This is a genomic window from Microbacterium terricola, assembly GCF_027943945.1.
Classification (GTDB): domain Bacteria; phylum Actinomycetota; class Actinomycetes; order Actinomycetales; family Microbacteriaceae; genus Microbacterium; species Microbacterium terricola.
Genome location: NZ_AP027141.1, coordinates 1,108,744 through 1,130,719 on the forward strand (window position 1 = coordinate 1,108,744; position 21,976 = coordinate 1,130,719).

The following is a 21,976-nucleotide window of genomic DNA, read 5'->3' on the forward strand; positions in this document are numbered from 1 at the left end:
GGAGCGGATGTCGTTGCCCGAGACCCCCCGCTCATCTAGCGTTGAGATGTTCGGACCGAGAGGAGGATGCGCATGACCGGAAACGATTCAGGCGATGATTCGCAGTTCGTCACGGAGCTCCTCTTCACCGACGGACTGCCCGCCATGGACGACGAGGTCGGCTACCGCGGAGCGGTCGCTGCGCGCGCCGCCGGCATCACCTACCGTCAGCTGGACTACTGGGCCCGCACCGAGCTCGTCGAGCCCACGGTCCGCGGTGCCTCCGGCTCCGGCTCGCAGCGCCTCTACGGCTTCCGAGACATCCTGGTGCTCAAGCTCGTGAAGCGCCTGCTCGACACCGGCATCTCGCTGCAGCAGATCCGCACCGCGGTCGAGCAGCTCCGGGCAGCCGGCATCCGCGACCTCGCCGGCACGACGCTCATGAGCGACGGCGCCTCGGTCTACCTCTGCACGTCCAACGACGAGGTCATCGACCTGGTCAGCCGCGGTCAGGGCGTCTTCGGCATCGCCGTCGGCAAGGTCCTGCACGAGGTGGAGTCGACACTGCTCGACTTCGACCCGCAGCTGCCCGACCCCGTCGATGAGCTCGCCGCTCGTCGCGCCGTGCGCACGGCCTAGGCCGCACCCGCCTCCTTCGCGAAAAGGGCAGGTTCTCGATCACGAGAACCTGCCCTTTCGCGGTGCGGTGTCAGGACTGGCGGGTCGTCCCGAACTCGTCGGGGATCGGGATGCGGCCCGTGCGGATCACGCGATCCAGCAGCGCGTCGAAATCGGCGGCGAGCTCCTGCGCGGAGTCGCCGGGCCAGATGTGCAGCGGCTTCGCCGCGCCCTGCGCCTGCTGCAGCGACGTGCGCTCCGGCAGCTGCGGCGACAGCACGAGGGGGCCGAACATGTCGCGCAGCTCCTTGATGCGGAACTGGTGCTCGATCGACTGCGGGCGCACCCGGTTGACGACGATGCCCAGCGGCTGCAGGCGGGGGGAGAGGCCGCGGCGGATCTCCTCGATCGCGCGCAGCGCGCGGTCGGCGGCGGCGACGGAGAACAGACCAGGCTCTGTCACCACGATGACGCGGTCGGATGCCGCCCACGCCGTGCGGGTCAGCGCGTTGAGCGAGGGAGCGCAGTCGATCAGGACCAGGTCGTAGTCGGCCTCGATCGTCGCGAGCGCCTCCTCGAGCTTCCACACGTCACGGACGCTCGGATGCGGTCCGTCGAAGTTGATGGCGGACGGGCTGCCGATCATCACATCGATCGTGCCGGGGTGCACCTTGGCCCACCCGCTGGAGGTGATGGCCTGGCGGACGGTCTTCTCGCGCGGGTTCGCGAGGACATCGGCGACATTGAGACGACCCGCGACCTGGATGTCCATGCCCGTCGAGACGTCGGACTGGGGGTCGAGGTCCACCACGAGCGTGCGAACCCCTCGCGCGAAAGCAGCGGAAGCGAGTCCCAGCGTCACGGTTGTCTTACCGACCCCGCCCTTGAGCGAGCTGACGGAGAGTACGTGCACAAGCGTCTACGTTACCGTCCCCTAGGCTGTGAGCACACTCAGGCCCACCGACGACGCCCCACGAGGTGCCCATGTTCCGCAAGATTCTGGTCGCAAACCGCGGAGAAATCGCCATTCGAGCGTTCCGCGCCGCATTCGAACTGGGGGCGCGCACCGTCGCCGTCTTCCCCTACGAGGACCGCAACTCGCTGCACCGGCTGAAGGCGGACGAGGCCTACCAGATCGGCGAGGTCGGGCACCCGGTCCGCGCCTACCTCGACGTCGAGGAGATCGTCCGTGTGGCCAAGGAAGCCGGCGCCGACGCGATCTACCCGGGGTACGGGTTCCTCTCCGAGAACCCCGACCTGGCCGAGCGGGCCGCCGCAGAGGGCATCACGTTCATCGGGCCGCCCGCATCCGTCCTGGAGATGGCGGGCAACAAGGTCACCGCCAAGGAGCACGCCATCGCCGCCGGCGTGCCCGTGCTGCGCTCGACCCCCGCCTCCGACGACATCGACGCCCTCGTCGCGCAGTCCGATGACATCGGCTTCCCCCTGTTCGCCAAGGCCGTCGCCGGCGGCGGCGGTCGGGGGATGCGCCGGGTGGAGAACCTCGATGAGCTCGCGCCTGCGCTGGCCGAGGCCATGCGCGAGGCCGGCAGCGCGTTCGGCGACAGCCGCATGTTCCTCGAGCAGGCCGTGCTGCGCCCCCGCCACGTCGAGGTGCAGATCCTCGCCGACGCGGCCGGCGGCACCGTGCACCTGTTCGAGCGGGACTGCTCCGTGCAGCGTCGCCATCAGAAGGTGATCGAGATCGCACCGGCGCCGAACCTCGCCGACGACGTGCGCGATGCGCTCCACCGGCACGCCGTCGCCTTCGCCGAGTCGATCGGCTACCAGAATGCCGGGACGGTCGAGTTCCTGCTCGAGACAGCAGGACCCCGCACCGGCGAGGTGGTGTTCATCGAGATGAACCCGCGGATCCAGGTCGAGCACACCGTGACCGAGGAGGTCACCGACGTCGACCTGGTGCAGTCGCAGATGCGCATCGCGGCCGGACAGACCCTCGGCGAGCTCGGGCTCACGCAGGACCGCATCCAGCTGCGCGGCGCCGCCCTGCAGTGCCGCATCACCACGGAGGACCCGTCGCAGGGCTTCCGCCCGGACACCGGGAAGATCACGACGTACCGCTCGCCGGGTGGCGCAGGCATCCGCCTCGACGGCGGCACCACGGCCGCCGGGTCGCAGATCAGCCCCCACTTCGACTCGATGCTCGCCAAGCTCAGCTGCCGCGGCCGCGACTTCCACTCCGCGGTCGTCCGCGCCCGTCGCGCCCTCGCCGAGTTCCGCATCCGCGGCGTCTCCACGAACATCCCGTTCCTGCAGGCCGTGCTCGACGACCCCGCGTTCGAGGCCGGCGACCTCAGCACGTCGTTCATCGACGAGCGACCGGAGCTGCTGCGCGGCCGCGAGTCGAAGGACCGCGGCACGAAGATCCTGAACTGGCTGGTCGACACCACCGTCAACCGCCCTTACGGCGAGAACCCGATCTCCATCGACCCGCGGCAGAAGCTGCCGAAGATCGACCTGTCGGCGGCCCCGCAGCCGGGCTCGCGCCAGCGACTGCTCGAGCTCGGACCGGCCGGCTTCGCCCAGTCGCTGCGCGCCCAGAACGCCCTCGCCGTCACCGAGACCACGTTCCGCGACGCCCACCAGTCGCTGCTCGCCACCCGGGTGCGCACCAAGGACCTCGCGGCGGTCGCGCCCTACGTCGCGCAGCTCACCCCGCAGCTCCTGTCGGTGGAGGCGTGGGGCGGCGCGACGTACGACGTCGCGCTGCGCTTCCTCGGCGAGGACCCGTGGGAGCGCCTCGACAAGCTGCGCACCGCGCTGCCCAACGTCGCGATCCAGATGCTGCTGCGCGGTCGCAACACGGTCGGCTACACCCCGTACCCGACCGAGGTGACGGACGCGTTCGTCCGCGAGGCCGCCGCGAGCGGCGTCGACATCTTCCGCATCTTCGACGCCCTCAACGACGTCTCGCAGATGCGTCCGGCGATCCAGGCCGTCCTCGACACCGGCACCGCGGTCGCGGAGGTCGCGGTCTGCTACACCGGCGATCTGCTCAATCCGGCCGAGGACCTCTACACCCTCGACTACTACCTGCGCCTGGCCGACCAGATCGTCGAGGCCGGTGCGCATGTCCTCGCGATCAAGGACATGGCGGGGCTCCTTCGGCCGACCGCGGCGTCGCGACTCGTGAGCGCACTGCGGGAGAGGTTCGACCTGCCGGTGCACGTGCACACGCACGACACCGCCGGCGGACAGCTCGCCACGCTGCTCGCGGCCAGCGCCGCCGGCGCCGACGCGGTCGACGCGGCGGCCGCCCCGATGTCGGGCACCACGAGCCAGCCCTCCCTGTCGGCGCTCGTCGCCGCGCTCTCGCACACGGAGCGCGACACCGGCATCGACCTGGGCGCGGTCGCGAGCCTCGAGCCGTACTGGGAGGCCGTGCGCCACCTGTACCGTCCGTTCGAGTCGGGACTGCCCGGCCCCACCGGCCGCGTCTACCACCACGAGATCCCCGGCGGACAGCTGTCGAACCTCCGTCAGCAGGCGATCGCCCTCGGCCTCGCCGACGACTTCGAGCTCATCGAGGACATGTACGCCGCGGCGAACGACATCCTCGGCCGCGTGCCGAAGGTGACGCCCTCGTCGAAGGTGGTCGGCGACCTCGCCCTGCACCTCGCCGCGGTGAAGGCCGATCCGGCCGACTTCGCCGAGAACCCCGACAAGTACGACGTCCCCGACTCCGTCGTGGGCTTCATGGCGGGGGAGCTGGGCGACCTGCCAGGCGGCTGGCCGGAGCCGTTCCGCACCAAGGTGCTGAAGGGGCGGAACATCAGCATCGACGTCACCCCGCTGACGGGCGAGGAGTCGGCGGCGCTGGCGAGCGACCCCGCATCGCGTCGCCGCACCTTGAACACGCTGCTCTTCCCCGCGCCGACGCGCGCGTTCGAGCAGTCGCGCGAGCTGTTCGGCGACCTCAGCGTGCTCGACACGGTCGACTACCTGTACGGGCTCGCGCCCGGCAGTGAGCACGTCGTCGAGATCGAGAAGGGCGTGCAGCTGTTCGTCGGTCTCGAGGCGATCGGCGAGGCCGACGACAAGGGTATGCGCACCGTGATGACGACCCTCAACGGACAGCTGCGGCCGGTCTTCGTGCGCGACCGCAGCATCGAGGTCGAAGCGCGTCAGGCCGAGAAGGCCGACACGTCCAAGCCGGGCCAGGTCGCGGCGCCGTTCTCGGGTGTCGTGACCGTCAAGGTGGCGGTCGGCGACACCGTGAGCGCCGGTCAGCCGGTCGCGTCGATCGAGGCGATGAAGATGGAGGCGGCCATCACCGCCCCCGTCGACGGCGTCATCGAGCGCCTCGCGATCGCCGCCACGGCGCAGGTGGATGCCGGCGACCTTTTGGTCGTCGTCCGCCCCGCGCAGTAGCCTGGAGGGTGGCGACCGCTGTCGCCCACCCGAGCCCGCCCTTTGGAGACGCAACTCTTGACGCCCGACCGCACCGACCTGACCCCGGCCGATGACGACCAGAACGGGATGCTGTCCGACTCGGGCAGCCTCGCCACCGCGGGCTTCGACATCCTCGGCACCCACACCGCGCAGGTGTCGGTGGCGCTGCCGCACGACGAGGACGACGACCTGGGCGACGACGACGTGCTGGGCGACGAGGTGGAGTACGAGCGACTGTCCGCCGACACCGTCGAAGGCGAGGTCGTCGACGATGAGCCGGTCGACGAGGCGCTTGACCATGCCTATCCCGGCGAGGAGGCTGAAGACCGGATCGAGGACGCCGTCGAGGTGCAGGACGCCGTCGATCACGTCTCGCAGGAGCCGGAGGAGGCGCGAGTGGACAAGGATGCCGCGCCCGCTCGATACGAGAGCCACGTCCCTGTGATCGCGCCCATCGGCGAGGTCGTCCCGACCACGACGGGGTCGCACCCGTCGACGCGCCGCGAGGCGCACCAGCTGGAGGTGCCGATGACGTCGAAGCGCGTGGGCGAGTTCGAACCGAGCCGCGAGACCGCAGATCTGCTCACGCCCGACCGGCTGCTCGATCCGCACCAGATCGTGCACCCCGAGCCGGAGGGCCGCTGGCAGCAGTTCGTGTACTCGGTGTCAGGCCACCGCATCAACCTCGGCGACGGCAGGCGCGCCAGGGAGCGCAAGGCGCTCGATCGCCGGATCGCCGCACCCCTGACCGGTGCCGCGCGCTTCGTGCCGGTGATGTCGCGCAAGGGCGGCGTCGGCAAGACCACCGTCACCACCATCCTGGGCATGGCGCTCGCCGACGCCCGCGACGACCGCGTGATCGCGATCGACGCCAACCCCGACCGCGGCACCCTCGCCGAGCGCATCGCGCACCGCAGTGGCCGCACCGTCCGCGATCTGGTCCGCACCCGCGGTGAGGTGGGCGGCTTCAACGACGTCTCCACCATCGTCGCCCGTGACGACACGCGCCTCGATGTGCTCGCCTCCGACAGCGACCCGCGGGTCTCCGAGGCCTTCAGCGACCACGACTACAACGACGTCGCCGCGATCGCCGCGCATTACTACTCCATCGTCCTGACCGACACCGGCACCGGCATCGTCCACTCGGTGATGGGCGCCACACTCGAGATCGCCGATCAGCTCGTCATCATCGCCGGGCTCAGCGTGGACGAGGCGCGTCTCGCGTCGGAGACGCTCACGTGGCTGGAGAGCAACGGATACAGCGTCGCCGCGCGCAATGCGGTCGTCGTGCTGAACAACTCTCGTCCCGGCGCCCCGCTCGTGCGCGCCGACGAGCTCGAGGCGCACTTCCGCAGCCGCGTCCGCGCGGTCGTGCGGGTGCCGTACGACGCGCACATCGCCGCCGGCTCGGCCATCTCGTTCACCGAGCTGCAGCCGGCCACCCGTGAGGCGGCCAGGCAGCTCGCCGCCGCGGTCGTCGAGGGCCTGCGCGCCCAGGCGCCGGCAGCGTAGGCCGCACCATGGCAGTTCGCACCATCCGTGTGTTCGGCGACCCCGTCCTGCGGCAGGCCTGTGCCCCGATCACCGAGATCGACGAGGGCGTGCACGCCCTCGTGGCCGACCTCCTCGACACCGTCGCACTCCCCGGCCGCGCCGGCGTCGCCGCCCCGCAGATCGGCGTGGGCCTGCGCGCCTTCAGCTACAACGTCGACGGCGTCATCGGCTACATCCTCAACCCCGTGCTCGTCGAGGTGTCCGGCGAGCCGGAGCCGATCGGCGAGGGCTGCCTGTCCGTGCCGAACCTCTGGCACGACGCCGTGCGCCACCCGCATGCGCGGGTGACCGGCATCGACCTCGCCGGCGACGAGGTCGAGCTCGAAGGCGACGGCCTCTTCGCCCAGATGCTCCAGCACGAGACCGATCACCTCGACGGGATGCTGTACCTCGCGCGACTCACGCCGGAGGAGCGCAAGATCGCGATGCGCGAGATCCGCGAGAGCAGCTGGTAGCGGCTCACCCCACCGCGACGGCGCAGCATCCGCCGACGAAGAAGGCCCGACCCCAGAGGGGCCGGGCCTTCCTGCACATCGCTCGTCAGCCGAGCGAGACGTTCGTCGTGGAGACGGGGACGTTGTAGAGCTCGGCGATCTCGCCCGCGAAGTCGTCGAGGATCACGTTGCGCTTGATGCTCATCTTCGGGGTGAGGTGCCCGCTCGCCTCGGTCCACTCGCTGTCGAGGATCGTGAACTTGCGGATCGACTCGGCCCGCGAGACCACGGTGTTCGCCTCGTCGATCGCGCGCTGGATCTCGGCGCGCACGGCGCCGTTCTTGGCGGCGTCGGCCAGCGACAGGTCCTTGGGCAGGTCGTTGTTCGCGAGCCAGGTGGGCAGCATCTCCGGGTCGAGGGTGACCAGCGCCGAGATGAACGGCTTCTGGTCGCCGACGACGACGACCTGACCGACGATCGGGTTGGCGCGGATCGGGTCCTCGAGCGCGGCGGGAGCGACGTTCTTGCCGCCGGCCGTGACGATGATCTCCTTCTTGCGACCCGTGATGGTGAGGAAGCCCTCGTCGTCGAAGGAGCCGATGTCGCCGGTCTTGAACCAGCCGTCGTTGAAGGCCGCCGCGGTGGCCTCCTCGTTGCGCCAGTACTCGCGGAACACGTTGATGCCGCGGACCTCGACCTCGCCGTCCTCGGCCAGACGGATGCCGACGCCGGGCAGCGCGGGGCCGACCGTGCCGATCTTCGCCTTGCTGGGGATGTTCACCGATGCCGGGGCGGTCGTCTCGGTGAGGCCGTAGCCCTCGAGGATCGTCACGCCCAGGCTGTGGAAGAAGTGCCCGAGGCGCGGGCCCAGCGGGGCGGAGCCCGACACGGCGTAGACGACCCGGCCGCCCATGGCCTCGCGCAGCTTCGAGTACACGAGCCGGTCGAACAGGGCGAACTTGATCTTCGTGAGCAGCGGGACCTTCTTGCCGTCCTGCAGGAGGCTGGAGTGCTCGATCGCGGTGTGGGCGGCGGCGCGGAAGATCTTGCCCTTGCCGCCGGCCTCGGCCTTCTGCTCGGCCGAGTTGTACACCTTCTCGAACACGCGCGGCACGGCCAGCAGGAACGTGGGCTTGAACGAGCCGAGCGCCGGCAGCAGCTGCTTCGTGTCGGGCTGGTGGCCCGTCTTCACACCGGCGTGGATGTCGAGGATGGAGATGAAGCGCGCGAACACGTGCGCCGTGGTGATGAACAGCAGCGTCGAGGCGCCGGGCGTCGAGACGACCTCGTTCAGCGAGAGCGCGGAGTTGCGCGACAGCTCGACGAAGTTGCTGTGCGTCAGCACGCAGCCCTTCGGGCGCCCGGTCGAGCCGGACGTGTAGATGAGGGTGGCGATGTCGGCGCCGTTCGCGATCTGGCGGCGGCGCTCGATCTCGGCGTCGGTGACCTCGGCGCCGTCGGCGACGAGCTTGTCGAGGTCGCCGGCGTGCATCTCCCAGACGGAGCGGAGCAGGGGCAGCTCTGCGCGCACCTCGGCCAGGCGCTCGGAGTGGTCGTGCGACTCGGCGATGCAGGCGATCGCACCGGAGTCCGTCAGGTTCCACTTGATCTGCGCGGCCGAGCTGGTCTCGTAGATCGGCACCATCACCGCACCGGCGTAGAAGAGCGCGAAGTCGACCAGCGTCCAGTCGTACGTGGTGCGGGCGATGAACCCGACCTTGTCGCCGGGTTCGATGCCGGCGGCCGCGAGGCCCTTGGCCAGCGCGATCACCTGCGACTCGAACTCCTTGGCCGTGATGTCGCGCCAGCCCTCACCGTCCGGGACGGCGAACAGCGCCAGATCGGGTGTGGCCTTGACTCGCTCGACCAGCAGGTCGGCGACGTTCGCCTGCGGGTCGGCGGGGACGATCGCGGGGACTTCGAATTGCACCACGGCAGCTCCTTCGGTACCGGTTGGGGGGATCGGGTGAACCTCGGATCGAGTCTAACCCGCCGTCAGGCGGCTCCACGGGGGATGCGCGGGCGCGACGCCTGGATAGACTGCAAGGCGCCGTCGCGCACGCGGGGGCGACAGTGTCTTCGGAAGGTGCGCAGTGCTCAAGGTCGGGATCGACATCGGTGGGACGAAGATCGCCGGAGGCGTCGTCGACGCAGACGGTCGAATCGTCGAGAAGCTGCGAGTGGAGACCCCCGTCGCGCCGGCGCAGCTGGCGGATGCGGTCATCGACATGGCGAACCACTTCGCCGCCCACCACGACATCTCCGCCGTCGGCGTGGCCGCGGCGGGCTTCGTCGACGGCGACCGCGGCGTCGTCGTGCACGCGCCGAACATCGCGTGGCGCAACGAGCCGCTGAAGGCGCGCCTCGAGGAGCGCATCGACCTGCCCGTCACGGTCGACAACGACGCGAACGCGGCCGGCTGGGCGGAGTTCCGCTTCGGGGCGGGCCGCGACGTGGACGACATGGTGATGCTGACCATGGGCACCGGCGTCGGCGGTGCGGTCATCTCGCACGGCACTCTGTACCGGGGCGGCCACGGCCTGGCCGGCGAGCTCGGACACATCCGCTTCATCCGGGGCGGACGACCCTGCGGATGCGGGCAGAACGGCTGCCTGGAGCAGTACGCGTCGGGACGTGCACTGCAGCGCGAAGCCGGCGAGATCGCCGACGGCGGCGGCATCGGCGCAGCGCTCGCGGAGCTGCGCGCGGAGAAGGGCGCCATCTCGGGTCCCGCGGTCTCGCGGCTCGTGCTGGCGGGCGACCCCGGTGCGATCGAGGCGCTGCGCCGCGTGGCGACCGCCCTCGGCGAGGCGTGCGGCGGCTTCCAGGCCGTGCTCGACCCCCAGCTCTACGTCATCGGCGGGGGAGTGGCCGAGCTCGGCGCCGACCTGCTCGACCCGGTGCGCCTGGCCTACGGCACGTCGCTCCCCGGCTACGGCGACCGCCCTGTGGCCGAGTTCGCGATCGCCGAGCTCGGCAACGACGCCGGCCTGATCGGCGCGGCCGACCTGGCGGTCACGAGGGACTGACGATGTTCTACTGGCTGATGAAGTACGTGGTGATCGGTCCGATCGTCAAGGCGATCTGGCGCCCATGGGTCGTCGGCCGCCGCAACATCCCGGTCGAGGGCGCCGCGATCCTCGCGAGCAACCACCTCTCCGTCAGCGACTCCGTCTTCCTCCCGCTCATGATCGACCGCCCGGTGTCGTTCCTCGCCAAGAGCGACTACTTCACCGGCAAGGGACTGAAGGGCTGGGCGACCCGCGTCTTCATGAAGGCCACCGGCCAGATCCCGATCGACCGCTCCGGCGGCAAGGCGTCCGAGGCGTCGCTGAACACCGGCCTCCAGGTGCTCGGGCGCGGCGACCTGCTCGGCATCTACCCGGAGGGGACCCGCAGCCCCGACGGGCGCCTGTACCGCGGCCGCACCGGCATCGCCCGGATGGCGCTCGAGGCGCACGTGCCGGTCGTCCCCGTGGTGATGGTCGACACCGACACGATGATGCCGATCGGCACCACGGTCCCGCGGGTCGTCCGCGTGGGCGTCGTCATCGGCGAGCCGATCGACTTCTCGCGCTTCGCGGGCATGGAGGGCGACCGCTACATCCTCCGCTCGGTCACCGACGAGATCATGGTGGCGCTCCAGCGACTGGGGGAGCAGCAGTACGACGACGTGTACGCCTCGACCGTGAAGGACCGCGCCACGGGCGGTGCGTGACGCCCGTCACGTGGAGCCGCGTGCCGGATCAGCCCGGATAGACTGAGCGGATGCCCGAGCAGCTCGATCCCCTCGACCACTGGCGCACTCTGCCCATCAAGCAGCAGCCGAACTGGCCGGATGCGGATGCGGTCGCCGCGACCTCCGCCGAGCTCGCCGGTCTGCCGCCCCTCGTCTTCGCCGGCGAGGTCGACAACCTCCGCGATCGCCTCGCGCGGGCAGCATCCGGTCGTGCGTTCCTGCTGCAGGGCGGCGACTGCGCCGAGACGTTCGCGGGCGCCACGGCCGAGCAGATCCGCAACCGCATCAAGACGGTACTGCAGATGGCGGTCGTGCTGACCTACGGCGCCTCGATGCCCATCGTGAAGATGGGCCGCATGGCCGGGCAGTTCGCCAAGCCGCGCTCGAGCGACACCGAGACCCGCGGCGACGTGAGCCTGCCCGCCTACCGCGGCGACATCGTCAACGGCTTCGACTTCACCGAGGGGTCCCGTCAGGCCGACCCCGCGCGGCTGCTCAAGGGCTACCACACCGCCGCATCGACCATCAATCTGATCCGCGCGTTCACGCAGGGCGGCTTCGCCGACCTGCGCGAGGTGCACTCGTGGAACAAGGGCTTTGCCGAGAACCCGGCCAACCAGCAGTACGAGCGCATGGCCGGCGAGATCGACCGCGCCATCCGCTTCATGGAGGCCGCCGGCGCCGACTTCGACGAGCTCAAGCGCGTCGAGTTCTACACCGGCCACGAGGGCCTGCTGATGGACTACGAGCGGCCGATGACGCGCATCGACTCGCGCACGGGCACCCCGTACAACACCTCGGCGCACTTCCTGTGGATCGGCGAGCGCACGCGCGAGCTCGACGGCGCGCACGTCGACTACTTCTCCAAGATCCGCAACCCCATCGGCGTCAAGCTCGGGCCGACGACCTCGCCCGACACCGCGCTGGAGCTCATCGACAAGCTGGACCCCGAGCGGGAGCCGGGGCGCCTCACCTTCATCACGCGCATGGGCGCGGGGAAGATCCGCGACGCGCTGCCCCCGCTGCTCGAGGCCGTGCGCGACTCGGGCGCCACGCCGCTGTGGGTCACCGACCCGATGCACGGCAACGGCATCACCACCCCGACCGGCTACAAGACGCGGCGCTTCGACGACGTGGTGGACGAGGTGCGCGGCTTCTTCGAGGCGCACCGCGCCGTGGGCACGTTCCCCGGTGGCATCCACGTCGAGCTCACCGGTGACGACGTCACCGAGTGCCTCGGCGGCTCCGAGCACATCGACGAGGCCACCCTCGCGACGCGCTACGAGTCGCTGTGCGACCCGCGCCTGAACCACATGCAGTCGCTGGAGCTGGCGTTCCTGGTCGCCGAGGAGCTCGAGAAGCGCTGATCCCGCTGCGGAGGCCCGCAGCATCCCGCTCGCCGTCGTCGCGAGGACTTTCGGCGATCTGAGGATCTTCGGTCGGCAGATTCTCCTCAGTTCGCCGATCTTCCTCACGAACCCACGGGTGGGGCGGAGATCGGATGCGGCAGCCGCCGCATCCGACTCACTCAGGGGTCGTCCGGTGAGACCCCTCCCACTCTTTGTCGCGAGACAAGGAGATGCCGTGAGTGGAGGTGCCATCGGGGCGATCCGCTCCGCCCGCCGTGCCATTTCCTTATCTCGCGACATGGTGAGCTCGGCGCAACCGCCGGATGCCGCAGCCGCCGCATCCTGATACCCGGGGATCCGCCGGTTCGGGGATCCGCCGGTTCGGGGATCCGTCGTGAGGACTATCGGCGATCTGAGGATCTTCGGTCGGCAGATTCTCCTCGGGTCGCCGATCGTCCTCCGCACGCATGGACGGATCGACCGACAGCGGGAGAGCGGATGCGGCGGCCAGACCGTCGAAGTCAGGGACCGGCGGTGAGGTTGATCACGGTCGACGGGTCGACCAGCTCGCCGGCACCGGGACTCATCCCGCGGACGTGGTAGACGTCCCAGGACTTGAAGCCGAGGAGCAGCTCGGTGTCCTCGATGCTCGGGTTGACCGCGAAGCCGCGCGCCTCCAGCTCCGCCACGGCGTCGCGGATCGTCCACCCGTTCACATCGGGCACCGCGATCGGCTCGGGCCCCGCCGACACCACGAGGGTGACGGTCTCGCCCGGTCGCCAGTTGCCGCCGCCGTCGCGCTCCCACATGTACAGCACCTGCCCCTCGGGCACGTCGCTGCTGTACTCCGTCGGGGCATCGGCCGCGACCTTCAGGTCGACCGCGTTCAGGTCGCTCGTCGCCTGCTCGAGGGTCTTGCCCTGGACGGCGGGCACCGGGCCTGCCGACACGACGAGGATCGCGCTGTCGCCCTCGTGCACGGTGCAGCCCTTGGCGCAGCTGACCTTGTCTCCGCCGGCCCGGGGCACCACGCTCACGCGCAGCACGGTGTCCTCGTCCTGGTCGGTGAATTCGTGCCGGGTCTCGGTCACCTCGATGGTGTGACTCTGCAGGATGCCGGTCGCCTGCTCGGTCGTCTTGCCGGCGAGGGGTTCGACCTCGGTCTCAGCGGGGCCCTGCGAGATCAGGACGGTCACCTCGTCGCCCTTGTCGAGCCAGGTCCCGGCCGCGGGATCGCTGCTCACCGCGAGCCCCGGTGCGACGGAGAGACTGAAGGCCTCGCCCTCGACGGCGACCAGGTCGTGCTCGGCGAGGGCGCCCTGCGCATCGTCGAACGACAGGTTCGCGATCTGCGGCACGGCCACGAGCGATCCGGGCCCCGATCCGAACCACCAGCCGATCCCGGCCGCCGAGGCGGCCAGCAGCAGCACGAGCAGCACGAGCCAGCCACCCCGGCGCGAACGCCGCTTGGTCGCGGCTCGCAGCGTGTTGGCGTTGTCGATGTCGTCGACGGATGCGGTCGGCCCGGTGATCGCGGTCGGAAGCACCTTGGTGAGCTCGCCGGACGCGCCGCTCTCGTCGCGGATGATGCCCGTCGGCGTCGTGCGCGTCACCTGCGGCGTGATGCCGAGCTGGCGCTCGATCTCGCGGAGCCGGTCGAGCATCTCGCGCGCGTCGGTCGGACGGTCGTCGGGGGAGCGCTCGGTCGACCAGAGCACGAGCTCGTCGAGCTGCTCGGGCACGCCGGGGTTGCGCACGCTCGGGCGCGGCACCGAATCGGTGGCGTGCTGGAACGCGATCTGCATCGGCTGCTCGCCCCGGTACGGCTGCTCGCCGACGAGCATCTCGTAGAGCATGATCCCGAGCGAGTAGATGTCGCTGCGCGCGTCGGCGGTTCCGCGGGTGACCAGCTCGGGCGCGAGGTAGGCGATCGTGCCCATCAGCTGGGCCCCGGTGGCGGTGTTGGCCGTGGTGGCGCGGGCGAGGCCGAAGTCGCCGATCTTGATGCGGCCGTCCTCGGCCAGGAGCACGTTCTCGGGTTTGACGTCGCGGTGGACGATCCCCGCCCTGTGCGCGGCGGCGAGGCCGGACAGCACCGCATCCATGATCGTCACGGTCTGCGGGATGGTGAGCCGGCGCTGCTCGCGCAGCAGCTCGCGCAGGGTGATGCCCGGCAGGTACTCCATGACCAGGTAGGCCATGTCGCCGTCCTGGCCCTGGTCGAACACGTTCACGACGTGCGGATCGGCCAGCCGCGCTGCGGCGCGCGCCTCCTGGATGAACCGGCTCTGGAACACGGTGTCGTCGCTGAGGTGGCCGTGCATGACCTTGAGGGCGACGCGCCTCTCGAGGCGCATGTCGGTCGCCACGTAGACGGTCGCCATCCCGCCGCGCGCGATCCGCGCGCGCACCCGGTATCGGTTGTCGACGAGGCGGCCGATGAGCGGGTCGGTCTGCTGACTCGTGCTCACTCTGAGAGTCTACGGACGACGGGCCGCGCGGCCCCGCAGCGGCTCACCCCAGCGCGGCAAGCCACGCGCGGGCATGACGCTCCCACTTGGCGTACGCATCGGGGTACGCGGAGATCTGCACGGCCTGGGCGGCCTCGGTGTAGCTGAGCTTCTGCCAGCCGGGGATGTCGAGCAGCCCGCGCGTGCGGTGGCCGTTGGGATCGTGCGCCCCGCCGTAGAAGACCTTGGTCGACCTGGTGGCGTTGTGGATCTGCATCCTCGTGCCCCAGCCGGTGCTGGGCCGCTGCTGGAAGAGCCCGATCGAGTCGCGGTCGCCGCCGGCGAGGTTGCGCAGCGACGACTCCTGCATGGCCGTGCCGAGTGCGATCGCGATGCCGTGCTCGGAGACGCCGAGCGAGCGGCCGACCCGGATGATGAGCTTCGCGTTCTTCGCCTGCTCGCCGTCCAGCTTCACGATCGGCGTCTTCGTGCTCGTCGTGCTCCCGGCGTGCTTCTTCGGAGCAGCCGCGGCCGACTTGCCGGGGATCGCGAGCCTCTGACCCGGGTAGATGATCGAGTCCGCGCTCAGCTTGTTGGTGCGGAGGACGGCGTCGACCGAGGTGCCGTACTTCTGCGCGATCGACCACACCGTGTCGCCCGCGTGCACCGTGTGCGCCTTCTTCACCGAAACCGCCGAGGCACGACTGGCGGCGGGGGTGCTCTTCGAGCTCTTCGCGGGCTTCGTCGTGTGCCCGCCGGAGCCGGGGAGTGCCAGCTTCTGGCCGGGGTAGATGATCGAGGACGCGCTCATGCCGTTGGCCCGCAGGATCGCGCCGACCGACGTGCCGTGCCGCTGGGCGATCGCCCAGACGGTGTCGCCGGCGCGGACGGTGTGGCTGCCCTTCGCGGAAGTCTTCGCCGACGCCTTCCCCGACGCCTCGGCCTTCGCGGGCGCCGAGCCGGCGGATGCCTTGCCGCTCAGCCGCAGCTTCTGCCCGGGGAAGATCACCGAGCGCGCGGTGAGGCCGTTGAGGGCCAGCACGTCGGCGGTGCGCAGTCCGTGGCGGACGGCGATCGCCCAGACGGTGTCGCCGGCCCGGACCGTGTAGGTCTTCGGCTTCGACTTCTTCGCCGGGGCCTTCAGCGCGTGCGCAGCGGTCGTGCCGGCGACATGGCCCGTGCCGCGGATCACCGGGTGGCGATCGATCGCGCTCACCGGCTCTGCGGCCTGTGCGGGCGTTGCGCCGAAGACCAGAGCGAGCGATCCCACGAGGGATGCCGGGACTCCTGCGGCGAGTGTGCGTGTGGTGCGGATGCGGAATCGACGATCGGTTGAACGCAAGAGCTACCCCCTCTTCACCTCAAAAGACCGTGTCATGGAAGTCAATTCCTGTCAACGGGTGATAAAGGGAGTGAAGCACGAGGCTGGAGTGACAGAAGTGCAGAACCAAGGGCTCCCGTCAGGATGAGATAGTTGCTTCGTGACGGATACCCAATGGCTGTCCCTGCCCGAACTGGTGGAGGCGCTGGGCGAACCGCTCGGTCGCGTCCGCCGTCTGCTCGACGAGTACCAGCTCGTCGGATCCCGACGCGACGGGCCGCTCAAGGTGCCGGCCGTCTTCCTCGTGGACGGGGCGCCGCTGCCGTCGCTGCGCGGCACGGTGATCGTGCTGCACGACGCCGGTTTCACCGACGACGAGGCGATCGACTGGCTGCTCGGCGTGGACGACTCCATCGGCGCCGCGCCCATCGACGCGCTGCGTCAGGGGCGCAAGAGCGAGGTCAGGCGCGTCGCGCGCACCCTGCTCTGATCCGGTCGGTGCGCCGCGTCAGGTGACGCGGACGGTCGCGGCGCGCGCCAGGTCGCGCAGCTCGCCGACCGCGGCGTTGCCGAGCCGAGCGCCCGAGAGTGCCCGGTCGGCGCGGTGGGCGGAGTCGGCGATCAGCTGCTCGACCCGCTCCAGGGCGCCGGTGTCGACGATGGTGCGCTGCAGTGACGCGATCTGATCCGCATCGAGCTCGGCGTCGCCGATCAGCTCATCCATGATCCGACGCGCTGAGGGGGCGAGGGCCTCCCGTGCATAGGCGACGAGCACGGTGCGCTTGCCCTCCCTCAGGTCGTCTCCGGACGGCTTGCCGGTGCGGCTCTCGTCGCCGAACACGCCGAGCACGTCATCGCGCAGCTGGAAGGCGATCCCCACCGGATGCCCGAAGCCCTCCAGCGCGACCTGCTGCGCAGCATCCGCTCCGGCGAGCGCGGCGCCGATCGCCAGGGGATGCTGGATGCTGTAGCGCGCCGACTTGAGCGAGGCGATCCGCAGCGCGCGCTCCGCGTGGCGGTCATCGGACTCGGTGAGGTAGGCCGACTCCTCGGCGATGTCGAGGAACTGGCCGATCGTCACCTCGCGCCGCATGGTGGCGTAGCGGGCGCGCGCATCGGCCGCGCGATCGGCGGGCGTCGCCGCCAGGGCCTCCTCGAAGAGGTCGTCGCTCCACGCCACCAGCAGGTCGCCGAGGAGGATCGCGCCCGAACGGCCGAACGCCGCCGCATCGCCGATCCAGCCCGCCTCGCGGTGCTGCTGCTCGAGCGCGCGGTGCGCGGCAGGGCGGCCACGTCGGGTGTCGGAGTTGTCGATGATGTCGTCGTGCACCAGCGCGGCGGCCTGGAAGATCTCGAGCGCGGCGGCGGCCGTCACCACCGCATCGTCCGGCGTCGCGGCGGGGCCTCCGGCCTCGGCGACGGCGCGCCAGCCGGCCAGGCAGAAGCGCCCGCGAAGACCCTTTCCGCCGCTCAGAGCTCTGGCGCCCGCCTCGACGAACAGCTGCGCCTCGGCGCCCAGATCGGCGGCGAGAACGCGCTGGGACGTGAGGAAGGCATCCACTCGCTGGGAAACCGCCGCGATCGGGTCCACAGAGGAAGACACGGGCCTAGCCTAGTGATCAGCGTGACGCGTAGACTCGAAGCGTCCGATCGAGCAAGAGGGGGATGCATGCCACTGTCAGAACAGGAGCAGCGTCTGCTTGATGAGATGGAGCGCCATCTCATGCACAACGACGCAGATGTCGTCAGCGCCGCGCGGAACGGTCGGACGCTCAGCTACCGCAACATCGTCTACGGCACGATCCTCGTGCTCCTCGGCCTCGGGGCCCTCGTCATCGGCGTCTCCACGCAGCTCGTCGTCGTCGGTGTGCTCGGCTTCGTCGCCATGCTCGGCGGCGTCGTCCTCGCGGTCACGCCCACGAGGGGCACGCCGGTCGTCCCCACGGACAAGCCGCACCGTGCGCCCGCCTCGCCGCAGCCGTCCGCATCCTTCATGGATCGCATGAACGACCGCTGGGACCGCCGCAACGAGGATCGCTGATCCGCACCATCCGCTGACGCCAGCCGACTGAGCACCGACCTTCACGGTCGGTGCTTTTTTCGTGCGCCGAGGGGTGTCTCTCCGTCCGGCATCTGCCCTCTTGTGGGGCGAGTGGAGGGCCGGTGGAGATCGCGCACATTTGGGGAGACAAAGTGGAGGGAAGTGGAGTAATGTGGTGGCAATCCGACGGATCGGGGCGAACGGGAGGCGGCGCAGATGCTTCTCGGCACGCACACTCCCAAGCTCGACGACAAGGGGCGCGTCATCCTTCCCTCCAAGTTCCGCGACGATCTCGGCGCCGGCGTCGTCATCACCCGCGGACAGGAGCGGTGCCTCTACGTCTTCTCCGCGGCTGAGTTCGAGCGCATCCACGAGCGCATCCGAGAGACCCCGCTGACCAACAAGCAGGCGCGCGACTTCCTGCGCATGTTCCTGTCCGGCGCGAGCGCCGAGAAGCCGGACGGTCAGAACCGCGTGACCATCCCGCAGCCGCTGCGCACCTACGCCGGCCTCGAGCGCGAGCTCGTCGTCACGGGTGTCGGCGCGCACGCCGAGATCTGGAACGCCGACGCGTGGAACGCCTACGCCGAGGGCAACGAGGAGACCTACGCCGAACTGGAGCAGGAGGTGATCCCGGGCCTGTTCTGAGCCCTTGGTCCTGACTCCCAGCCGCTGACGCCCTGACGCACTTCCCCGGCGCCAGGTCGAGCGGATGGGGATCAGGACCCAGGGACCCGCCCCGCATCATGAGCTCCGACGACATCCACACCCCTGTGCTGCTCGACCGCTGTGTCGAACTGCTGGCGCCCGCGCTCGAGCGCGACGGCGCCGTCCTCGTCGACGCCACGCTCGGCATGGGCGGGCACTCCGAGGCGTTCCTCCGGCGATTCAGCGGGCTGCAGCTGATCGGCCTCGACCGCGACACCGACGCGCTGCGGATCGCGGGGGAGCGGCTGGCCCCATTCGGTGACCGCGTCACGCTCGTGCACACCGTCTACGACGGCATCGCGAAGGCCGTCGCCTCGACCGGTCGCGACCGGGTCGACGCGATCCTGTTCGACCTCGGCGTCTCGTCGCTGCAGCTCGATGTCGCCGACCGCGGCTTCGCCTACGCGCAGGACGCTCCGCTGGACATGCGGATGGACCAGTCCGCCGGCACGACGGCAGCCGACGTGCTCGCCGCGTACAGCGAGGGTGAGCTGCGCCGCATCTTCGAGCGCTACGGCGAGGAGAAGCTGTCGGCCCGCTACGCCCGCGCGATCGTGCACGCACGCGCCGACGGGCCGATCGATCGCTCCGGCCGACTCGTCGACATCCTGCAGGCGGCGACCCCCGCAGCGCTCAAGAGCGCCGGGCACCCCGCCAAGCGCGTGTTCCAGGCGCTGCGCATCGAGGTCAACCGCGAGCTCAGCGTGCTGGAGCGCGCGATCCCGGCCGCGCTCGATCTGCTTCCCGTGGGCGGGCGCATCGTGGTGATGTCGTACCAGTCGCTGGAGGACAGGCTCGTCAAGCGGGAGTTCGCGCAGGCGTCCGCCTCGACGGCCCCACCGGGCCTCCCGGTCGAGCTCCCCGAGCACGCCCCTCGCTTCAAGCTCCTCGTCAAGGGTGCAGAGCAGGCGTCCGACGACGAGCGCGCGCGCAACCCGCGCGCCACCCCCGTGCGCCTGCGCGCCGCCGAGCGTCTGCGGGAGGGGGCATGAGCATCGCACAGCAGTCGGCGACAGCATCCGTCGTCCCGTTCTGGGAGGACCCGCCGGTTCGGCGCCTCCACGTGGTCGCGGCGCCGGCACCGGCCAGGCGGCCGAGGCTGCTGTACGGCATCGTCGCCGTGGCCGGCGCGATCGCGATCGGCGCGGCGCAGATGTCGCTCTCGGTGCTGACCACGCAGGGCTCGTACGAGATCGCCGACCTCACCCAGCAGAAGCGGCAGCTGGACTGGGACAAGGAGATCATCGCCGACGATCTCGCCGGTCTCAGCTCGCCCCAGTACCTCGCCGCCAACGCCTCCGCACTCGGCATGGTGATCAACGAGTCGCCGTCGTACCTGCGCCTGAGCGACGGAAAGCTCCTCGGCAGCGGCGACGTCGCTCTCGGCGCGACCTCGGTCGACGCCATCAACCGCGGCGCCGTCGCCAACGCGCTCATCACCGACACCCCGCTCGTCACCGACCCCGAGGCGACGATCGTCGGCCAGCCGGTGATCGCCGACGACGCAGTCCTCAACACTCCGGTGCCGCTGACCGACGGTCTGCCCACGCCGGCCACACACTGAATCCATGTCGACGCGAAGCACCCGAAGCCAACGTCGCCGCACCGTCGTCGCGCTAGCCGTCGTCCTGGCGGTGCTGGCCGGCTTCATCGTGCGCCTCGTCGACATCCAGGTGGTCAACGCCGAGGAGCACATCGAGGACTCGATGGAGAACGCCCTCGCGGGCGGTCAGACCCTCTACGGCGCGCGCGGGTCGATCGTCGACGCCGGGGGCAACCTGCTCGCCGGCAGCATCCTCCAGTACGACTGCCAGCTCGATCCGCTGCTCATCACGCAGATCGACGCGGATATCATCGACGGCACCTCCACCGCAGACCCGTGGTCGACGGTGTCGGTGCAGATCGCGGAGATCACGGGTCAGAAGGTCGAGAAGGTGCAGCAGATCGTCGCCGACACCCTCGCCGAAGACCCCGACTCGCGATTCGTGTACCTGGACAAGGGCGTCGACACCGAGGTCTACCGGGGGCTCGCCGACCTGGGCGCGCCCTACCTCGTGTGCCTGTCGCATCCGGCGCGGTCGTACCCGGACGGTGCGGTCGCCGGCAACCTCGTCGGGTTCGTCAGCTCGGACGGCGAGGCCCTGGCGGGCCTGGAGGTCCTCGAGAACGACTGCCTCACGCCCACCAACGGAAAGCAGTCGTACCAGCGCGGCAAGGACGGCGTGATCATCCCGGGCACCGAGGTGCGGCAGGAGGCCGCGGACGGCGGCACCGTGCAGCTCACGATCGACAACGACCTGCAGTGGTACATGCAGCAGCTGATCGCCGAGCAGGGCCAGAACATGAAGGCGAAGAGCGGATCGATCATGGTCTACGAGGTGGCCACGGGCAAGATCCGCGCGGCCGCCGAATGGCCCAGCGTCGACCCGAACGAGCCGGGCGAGGCGAAGGTCCGCGACCGCGCGAGCCGCATCTTCACCAACTGGTTCGAACCGGGCTCGACGTTCAAGGCGCTGACCGCGGCGACCGTGATCGACGCGGGCGGGCAGACGCCGCAGTCCAGCATCACCGCCTCGGGCAGCGAGACCTTCCCGAACGGGGCGCGTGTGCGCGACTCGTTCGCCCACCCTGCCTACAACTACACGCTCGCGGGCGTGCTCATCGACTCCTCGAACGTCGGCATCTCGAAGTTCAGCGAGAAGGTCAGCGCGAAGACCCGCTACACCTACCTGAAGAAGTTCGGCATCGGCGACGGCAGCTCGGTGAACTTCCTGGGCGAGCAGAACGGGCTGATCTACCCGGTCGAGGAGTGGGGGGCGCAGACCACCTACAACACGTCGTACGGTCAGGGCCTCACGACGACCCTCCCCGAACTGGTCGGCGCCTACGGGGCCATCGCCAACGACGGTGTGCGGCTCCCGCTGCAGCTGGTCGAATCGTGCACGAAGGCCGACGGTTCCGTGGTGAAGCCCGAGCTGCCCGAGCCGGTGAAGGTCGTGAGCGCGTCGACGGCGGAGCAGGTGCGCGAGATCATCGGCAACGTCGCCACGCAGAGCACGAACGCCAAGCGGATCAAGATCGAGGGCTACAACATCGGCGTGAAGACGGGCACGGGCGAGAAGATCAACGATGCGGGCACCGGCTACAAGGCGGGCGCCTACTTCACGACGATGATCGGCATGGCACCCCTCGAGGACCCGCAGTACATCGTCGCGGTCACGCTCGACGAGCCCAGCAGGATAAAGTCGTCTGCGGCCAACGCGTCGGCCTGGCAGAAGGCGATGACCCAGGTGCTGAAGACCTACCGGGTGATGCCTTCGACGACGGACTTGGTGAAGCTCGCCAAGTTCGCCCAGTGACGCCGGGGCCG

At 70.1% G+C, this 21,976-nt stretch carries 18 protein-coding genes; 13 read left to right on the forward strand and 5 right to left on the reverse strand.

Translation table 11 applies throughout. From position 1 onward, the window contains the following. The first annotated feature begins 72 nt into the window (after positions 1–72). Positions 73–618 (forward strand): MerR family transcriptional regulator, encoded by a 546-nt coding sequence (locus tag Microterr_RS05165; protein ID WP_263795763.1) that lies wholly within the window; start codon positions 73–75, stop codon positions 616–618. Positions 619–688: 70 nt separating this feature from the next. Here the strand turns inward: Microterr_RS05165 and Microterr_RS05170 are convergent, their stop codons facing one another. Then, positions 689–1,510, reverse strand: coding sequence for a ParA family protein (locus Microterr_RS05170; protein WP_263795762.1), 822 nt, complete (start codon positions 1,508–1,510; stop codon positions 689–691). A gap of 71 nt (positions 1,511–1,581) precedes the next feature. On the opposite strand from Microterr_RS05170, the gene Microterr_RS05175 reads away from it, so the two are divergent. The 3 genes from Microterr_RS05175 (at position 1,582) to Microterr_RS05185 (ending at position 7,019) form a co-directional block, all read left to right on the forward strand. After that, positions 1,582–4,989, forward strand: coding sequence for a pyruvate carboxylase (locus Microterr_RS05175; RefSeq protein WP_263795761.1), 3,408 nt, complete (start codon positions 1,582–1,584; stop codon positions 4,987–4,989). 108 nt (positions 4,990–5,097) lie between these two features. Then, complete coding sequence (locus Microterr_RS05180; RefSeq protein ID WP_263798824.1) at positions 5,098–6,522, forward strand: MinD/ParA family ATP-binding protein; 1,425 nt, start codon at positions 5,098–5,100, stop codon at positions 6,520–6,522. A gap of 8 nt (positions 6,523–6,530) precedes the next feature. After that, positions 6,531–7,019, forward strand: coding sequence for a peptide deformylase (locus Microterr_RS05185; protein ID WP_263795760.1), 489 nt, complete (start codon positions 6,531–6,533; stop codon positions 7,017–7,019). 85 nt (positions 7,020–7,104) lie between these two features. Here Microterr_RS05185 and Microterr_RS05190 read toward each other — a convergent pair whose 3' ends face one another. Continuing rightward, positions 7,105–8,931, reverse strand: coding sequence for an AMP-dependent synthetase/ligase (locus tag Microterr_RS05190; RefSeq protein ID WP_263795759.1), 1,827 nt, complete (start codon positions 8,929–8,931; stop codon positions 7,105–7,107). A gap of 160 nt (positions 8,932–9,091) precedes the next feature. Between Microterr_RS05190 and Microterr_RS05195 the strand changes: the two genes are divergently transcribed. The 3 genes from Microterr_RS05195 to Microterr_RS05205 are packed head-to-tail and all read left to right on the forward strand — an operon-like array spanning position 9,092 to position 12,104. Continuing rightward, entirely contained in the window at positions 9,092–10,027 is a 936-nt protein-coding gene (locus Microterr_RS05195; protein WP_263795758.1) for an ROK family glucokinase, read from the forward strand. A gap of 2 nt (positions 10,028–10,029) precedes the next feature. Further along, positions 10,030–10,716, forward strand: coding sequence for a lysophospholipid acyltransferase family protein (locus tag Microterr_RS05200; RefSeq protein WP_263795757.1), 687 nt, complete (start codon positions 10,030–10,032; stop codon positions 10,714–10,716). Between the two features lie 50 nt (positions 10,717–10,766). Further along, positions 10,767–12,104 (forward strand): class II 3-deoxy-7-phosphoheptulonate synthase, encoded by a 1,338-nt coding sequence (locus Microterr_RS05205; RefSeq protein ID WP_263795756.1) that lies wholly within the window; start codon positions 10,767–10,769, stop codon positions 12,102–12,104. A 503-nt stretch (positions 12,105–12,607) separates the two neighbouring features. Here the strand turns inward: Microterr_RS05205 and pknB are convergent. Continuing rightward, entirely contained in the window at positions 12,608–14,557 is a 1,950-nt protein-coding gene (gene pknB, locus Microterr_RS05210) for a Stk1 family PASTA domain-containing Ser/Thr kinase (RefSeq protein ID WP_263795755.1), read from the reverse strand. A 43-nt stretch (positions 14,558–14,600) separates the two neighbouring features. Next, entirely contained in the window at positions 14,601–15,878 is a 1,278-nt protein-coding gene (locus Microterr_RS05215) for a LysM peptidoglycan-binding domain-containing protein (RefSeq protein WP_263795754.1), read from the reverse strand. A 139-nt stretch (positions 15,879–16,017) separates the two neighbouring features. On the opposite strand from Microterr_RS05215, the gene Microterr_RS05220 reads away from it, so the two are divergent. Then, positions 16,018–16,347 (forward strand): Rv2175c family DNA-binding protein, encoded by a 330-nt coding sequence (locus Microterr_RS05220; RefSeq protein WP_263795753.1) that lies wholly within the window; start codon positions 16,018–16,020, stop codon positions 16,345–16,347. An 18-nt stretch (positions 16,348–16,365) separates the two neighbouring features. On the opposite strand, the gene Microterr_RS05225 is transcribed toward Microterr_RS05220, so the two are convergent. Continuing rightward, positions 16,366–17,460, reverse strand: coding sequence for a polyprenyl synthetase family protein (locus tag Microterr_RS05225; protein ID WP_263795752.1), 1,095 nt, complete (start codon positions 17,458–17,460; stop codon positions 16,366–16,368). A 66-nt stretch (positions 17,461–17,526) separates the two neighbouring features. Between Microterr_RS05225 and Microterr_RS05230 the strand changes: the two genes are divergently transcribed. From Microterr_RS05230 to Microterr_RS05250, 5 genes are all read left to right on the forward strand, one after another. Then, on the forward strand, positions 17,527–17,898 hold the full coding sequence (locus Microterr_RS05230; protein WP_263795751.1) for a DUF3040 domain-containing protein: 372 nt from the start codon (positions 17,527–17,529) through the stop codon (positions 17,896–17,898). A 216-nt stretch (positions 17,899–18,114) separates the two neighbouring features. Further along, positions 18,115–18,546, forward strand: coding sequence for a division/cell wall cluster transcriptional repressor MraZ (mraZ, locus tag Microterr_RS05235; RefSeq protein WP_263795750.1), 432 nt, complete (start codon positions 18,115–18,117; stop codon positions 18,544–18,546). 98 nt (positions 18,547–18,644) lie between these two features. Then, positions 18,645–19,598, forward strand: coding sequence for a 16S rRNA (cytosine(1402)-N(4))-methyltransferase RsmH (gene rsmH, locus Microterr_RS05240; RefSeq protein WP_263795749.1), 954 nt, complete (start codon positions 18,645–18,647; stop codon positions 19,596–19,598). Then, positions 19,595–20,170, forward strand: a complete 576-nt coding sequence (gene ftsL, locus Microterr_RS05245; protein ID WP_263795748.1) for a cell division protein FtsL — start codon at positions 19,595–19,597, stop codon at positions 20,168–20,170. The genes rsmH and ftsL overlap by 4 nt, the downstream gene beginning before the upstream one ends. 4 nt (positions 20,171–20,174) lie before the next feature. Then, positions 20,175–21,965: a peptidoglycan D,D-transpeptidase FtsI family protein gene (locus Microterr_RS05250; RefSeq protein WP_263795747.1), complete on the forward strand. Its 1,791-nt coding sequence runs from the start codon at positions 20,175–20,177 to the stop codon at positions 21,963–21,965. Positions 21,966–21,976 lie beyond the last annotated feature (11 nt).

Bases quoted from the DNA above. Each gene is read 5' to 3' on its own strand.
- Microterr_RS05165 (WP_263795763.1), top strand. From the start codon at position 73: ATGACCGGAAACGATTCAGGCGATGATTCGCAGTTCGTCACGGAGCTC.
- Microterr_RS05175 (WP_263795761.1), top strand. From the start codon at position 1,582: ATGTTCCGCAAGATTCTGGTCGCAAACCGCGGAGAAATCGCCATTCGA.
- Microterr_RS05180 (WP_263798824.1), top strand. From the start codon at position 5,098: ATGCTGTCCGACTCGGGCAGCCTCGCCACCGCGGGCTTCGACATCCTC.
- Microterr_RS05185 (WP_263795760.1), top strand. From the start codon at position 6,531: ATGGCAGTTCGCACCATCCGTGTGTTCGGCGACCCCGTCCTGCGGCAG.
- Microterr_RS05200 (WP_263795757.1), top strand. From the start codon at position 10,030: ATGTTCTACTGGCTGATGAAGTACGTGGTGATCGGTCCGATCGTCAAG.
- Microterr_RS05205 (WP_263795756.1), top strand. From the start codon at position 10,767: ATGCCCGAGCAGCTCGATCCCCTCGACCACTGGCGCACTCTGCCCATC.
- Microterr_RS05230 (WP_263795751.1), top strand. From the start codon at position 17,527: ATGCCACTGTCAGAACAGGAGCAGCGTCTGCTTGATGAGATGGAGCGC.
- mraZ (WP_263795750.1), top strand. From the start codon at position 18,115: ATGCTTCTCGGCACGCACACTCCCAAGCTCGACGACAAGGGGCGCGTC.
- rsmH (WP_263795749.1), top strand. From the start codon at position 18,645: ATGAGCTCCGACGACATCCACACCCCTGTGCTGCTCGACCGCTGTGTC.
- ftsL (WP_263795748.1), top strand. From the start codon at position 19,595: ATGAGCATCGCACAGCAGTCGGCGACAGCATCCGTCGTCCCGTTCTGG.
- Microterr_RS05250 (WP_263795747.1), top strand. From the start codon at position 20,175: ATGTCGACGCGAAGCACCCGAAGCCAACGTCGCCGCACCGTCGTCGCG.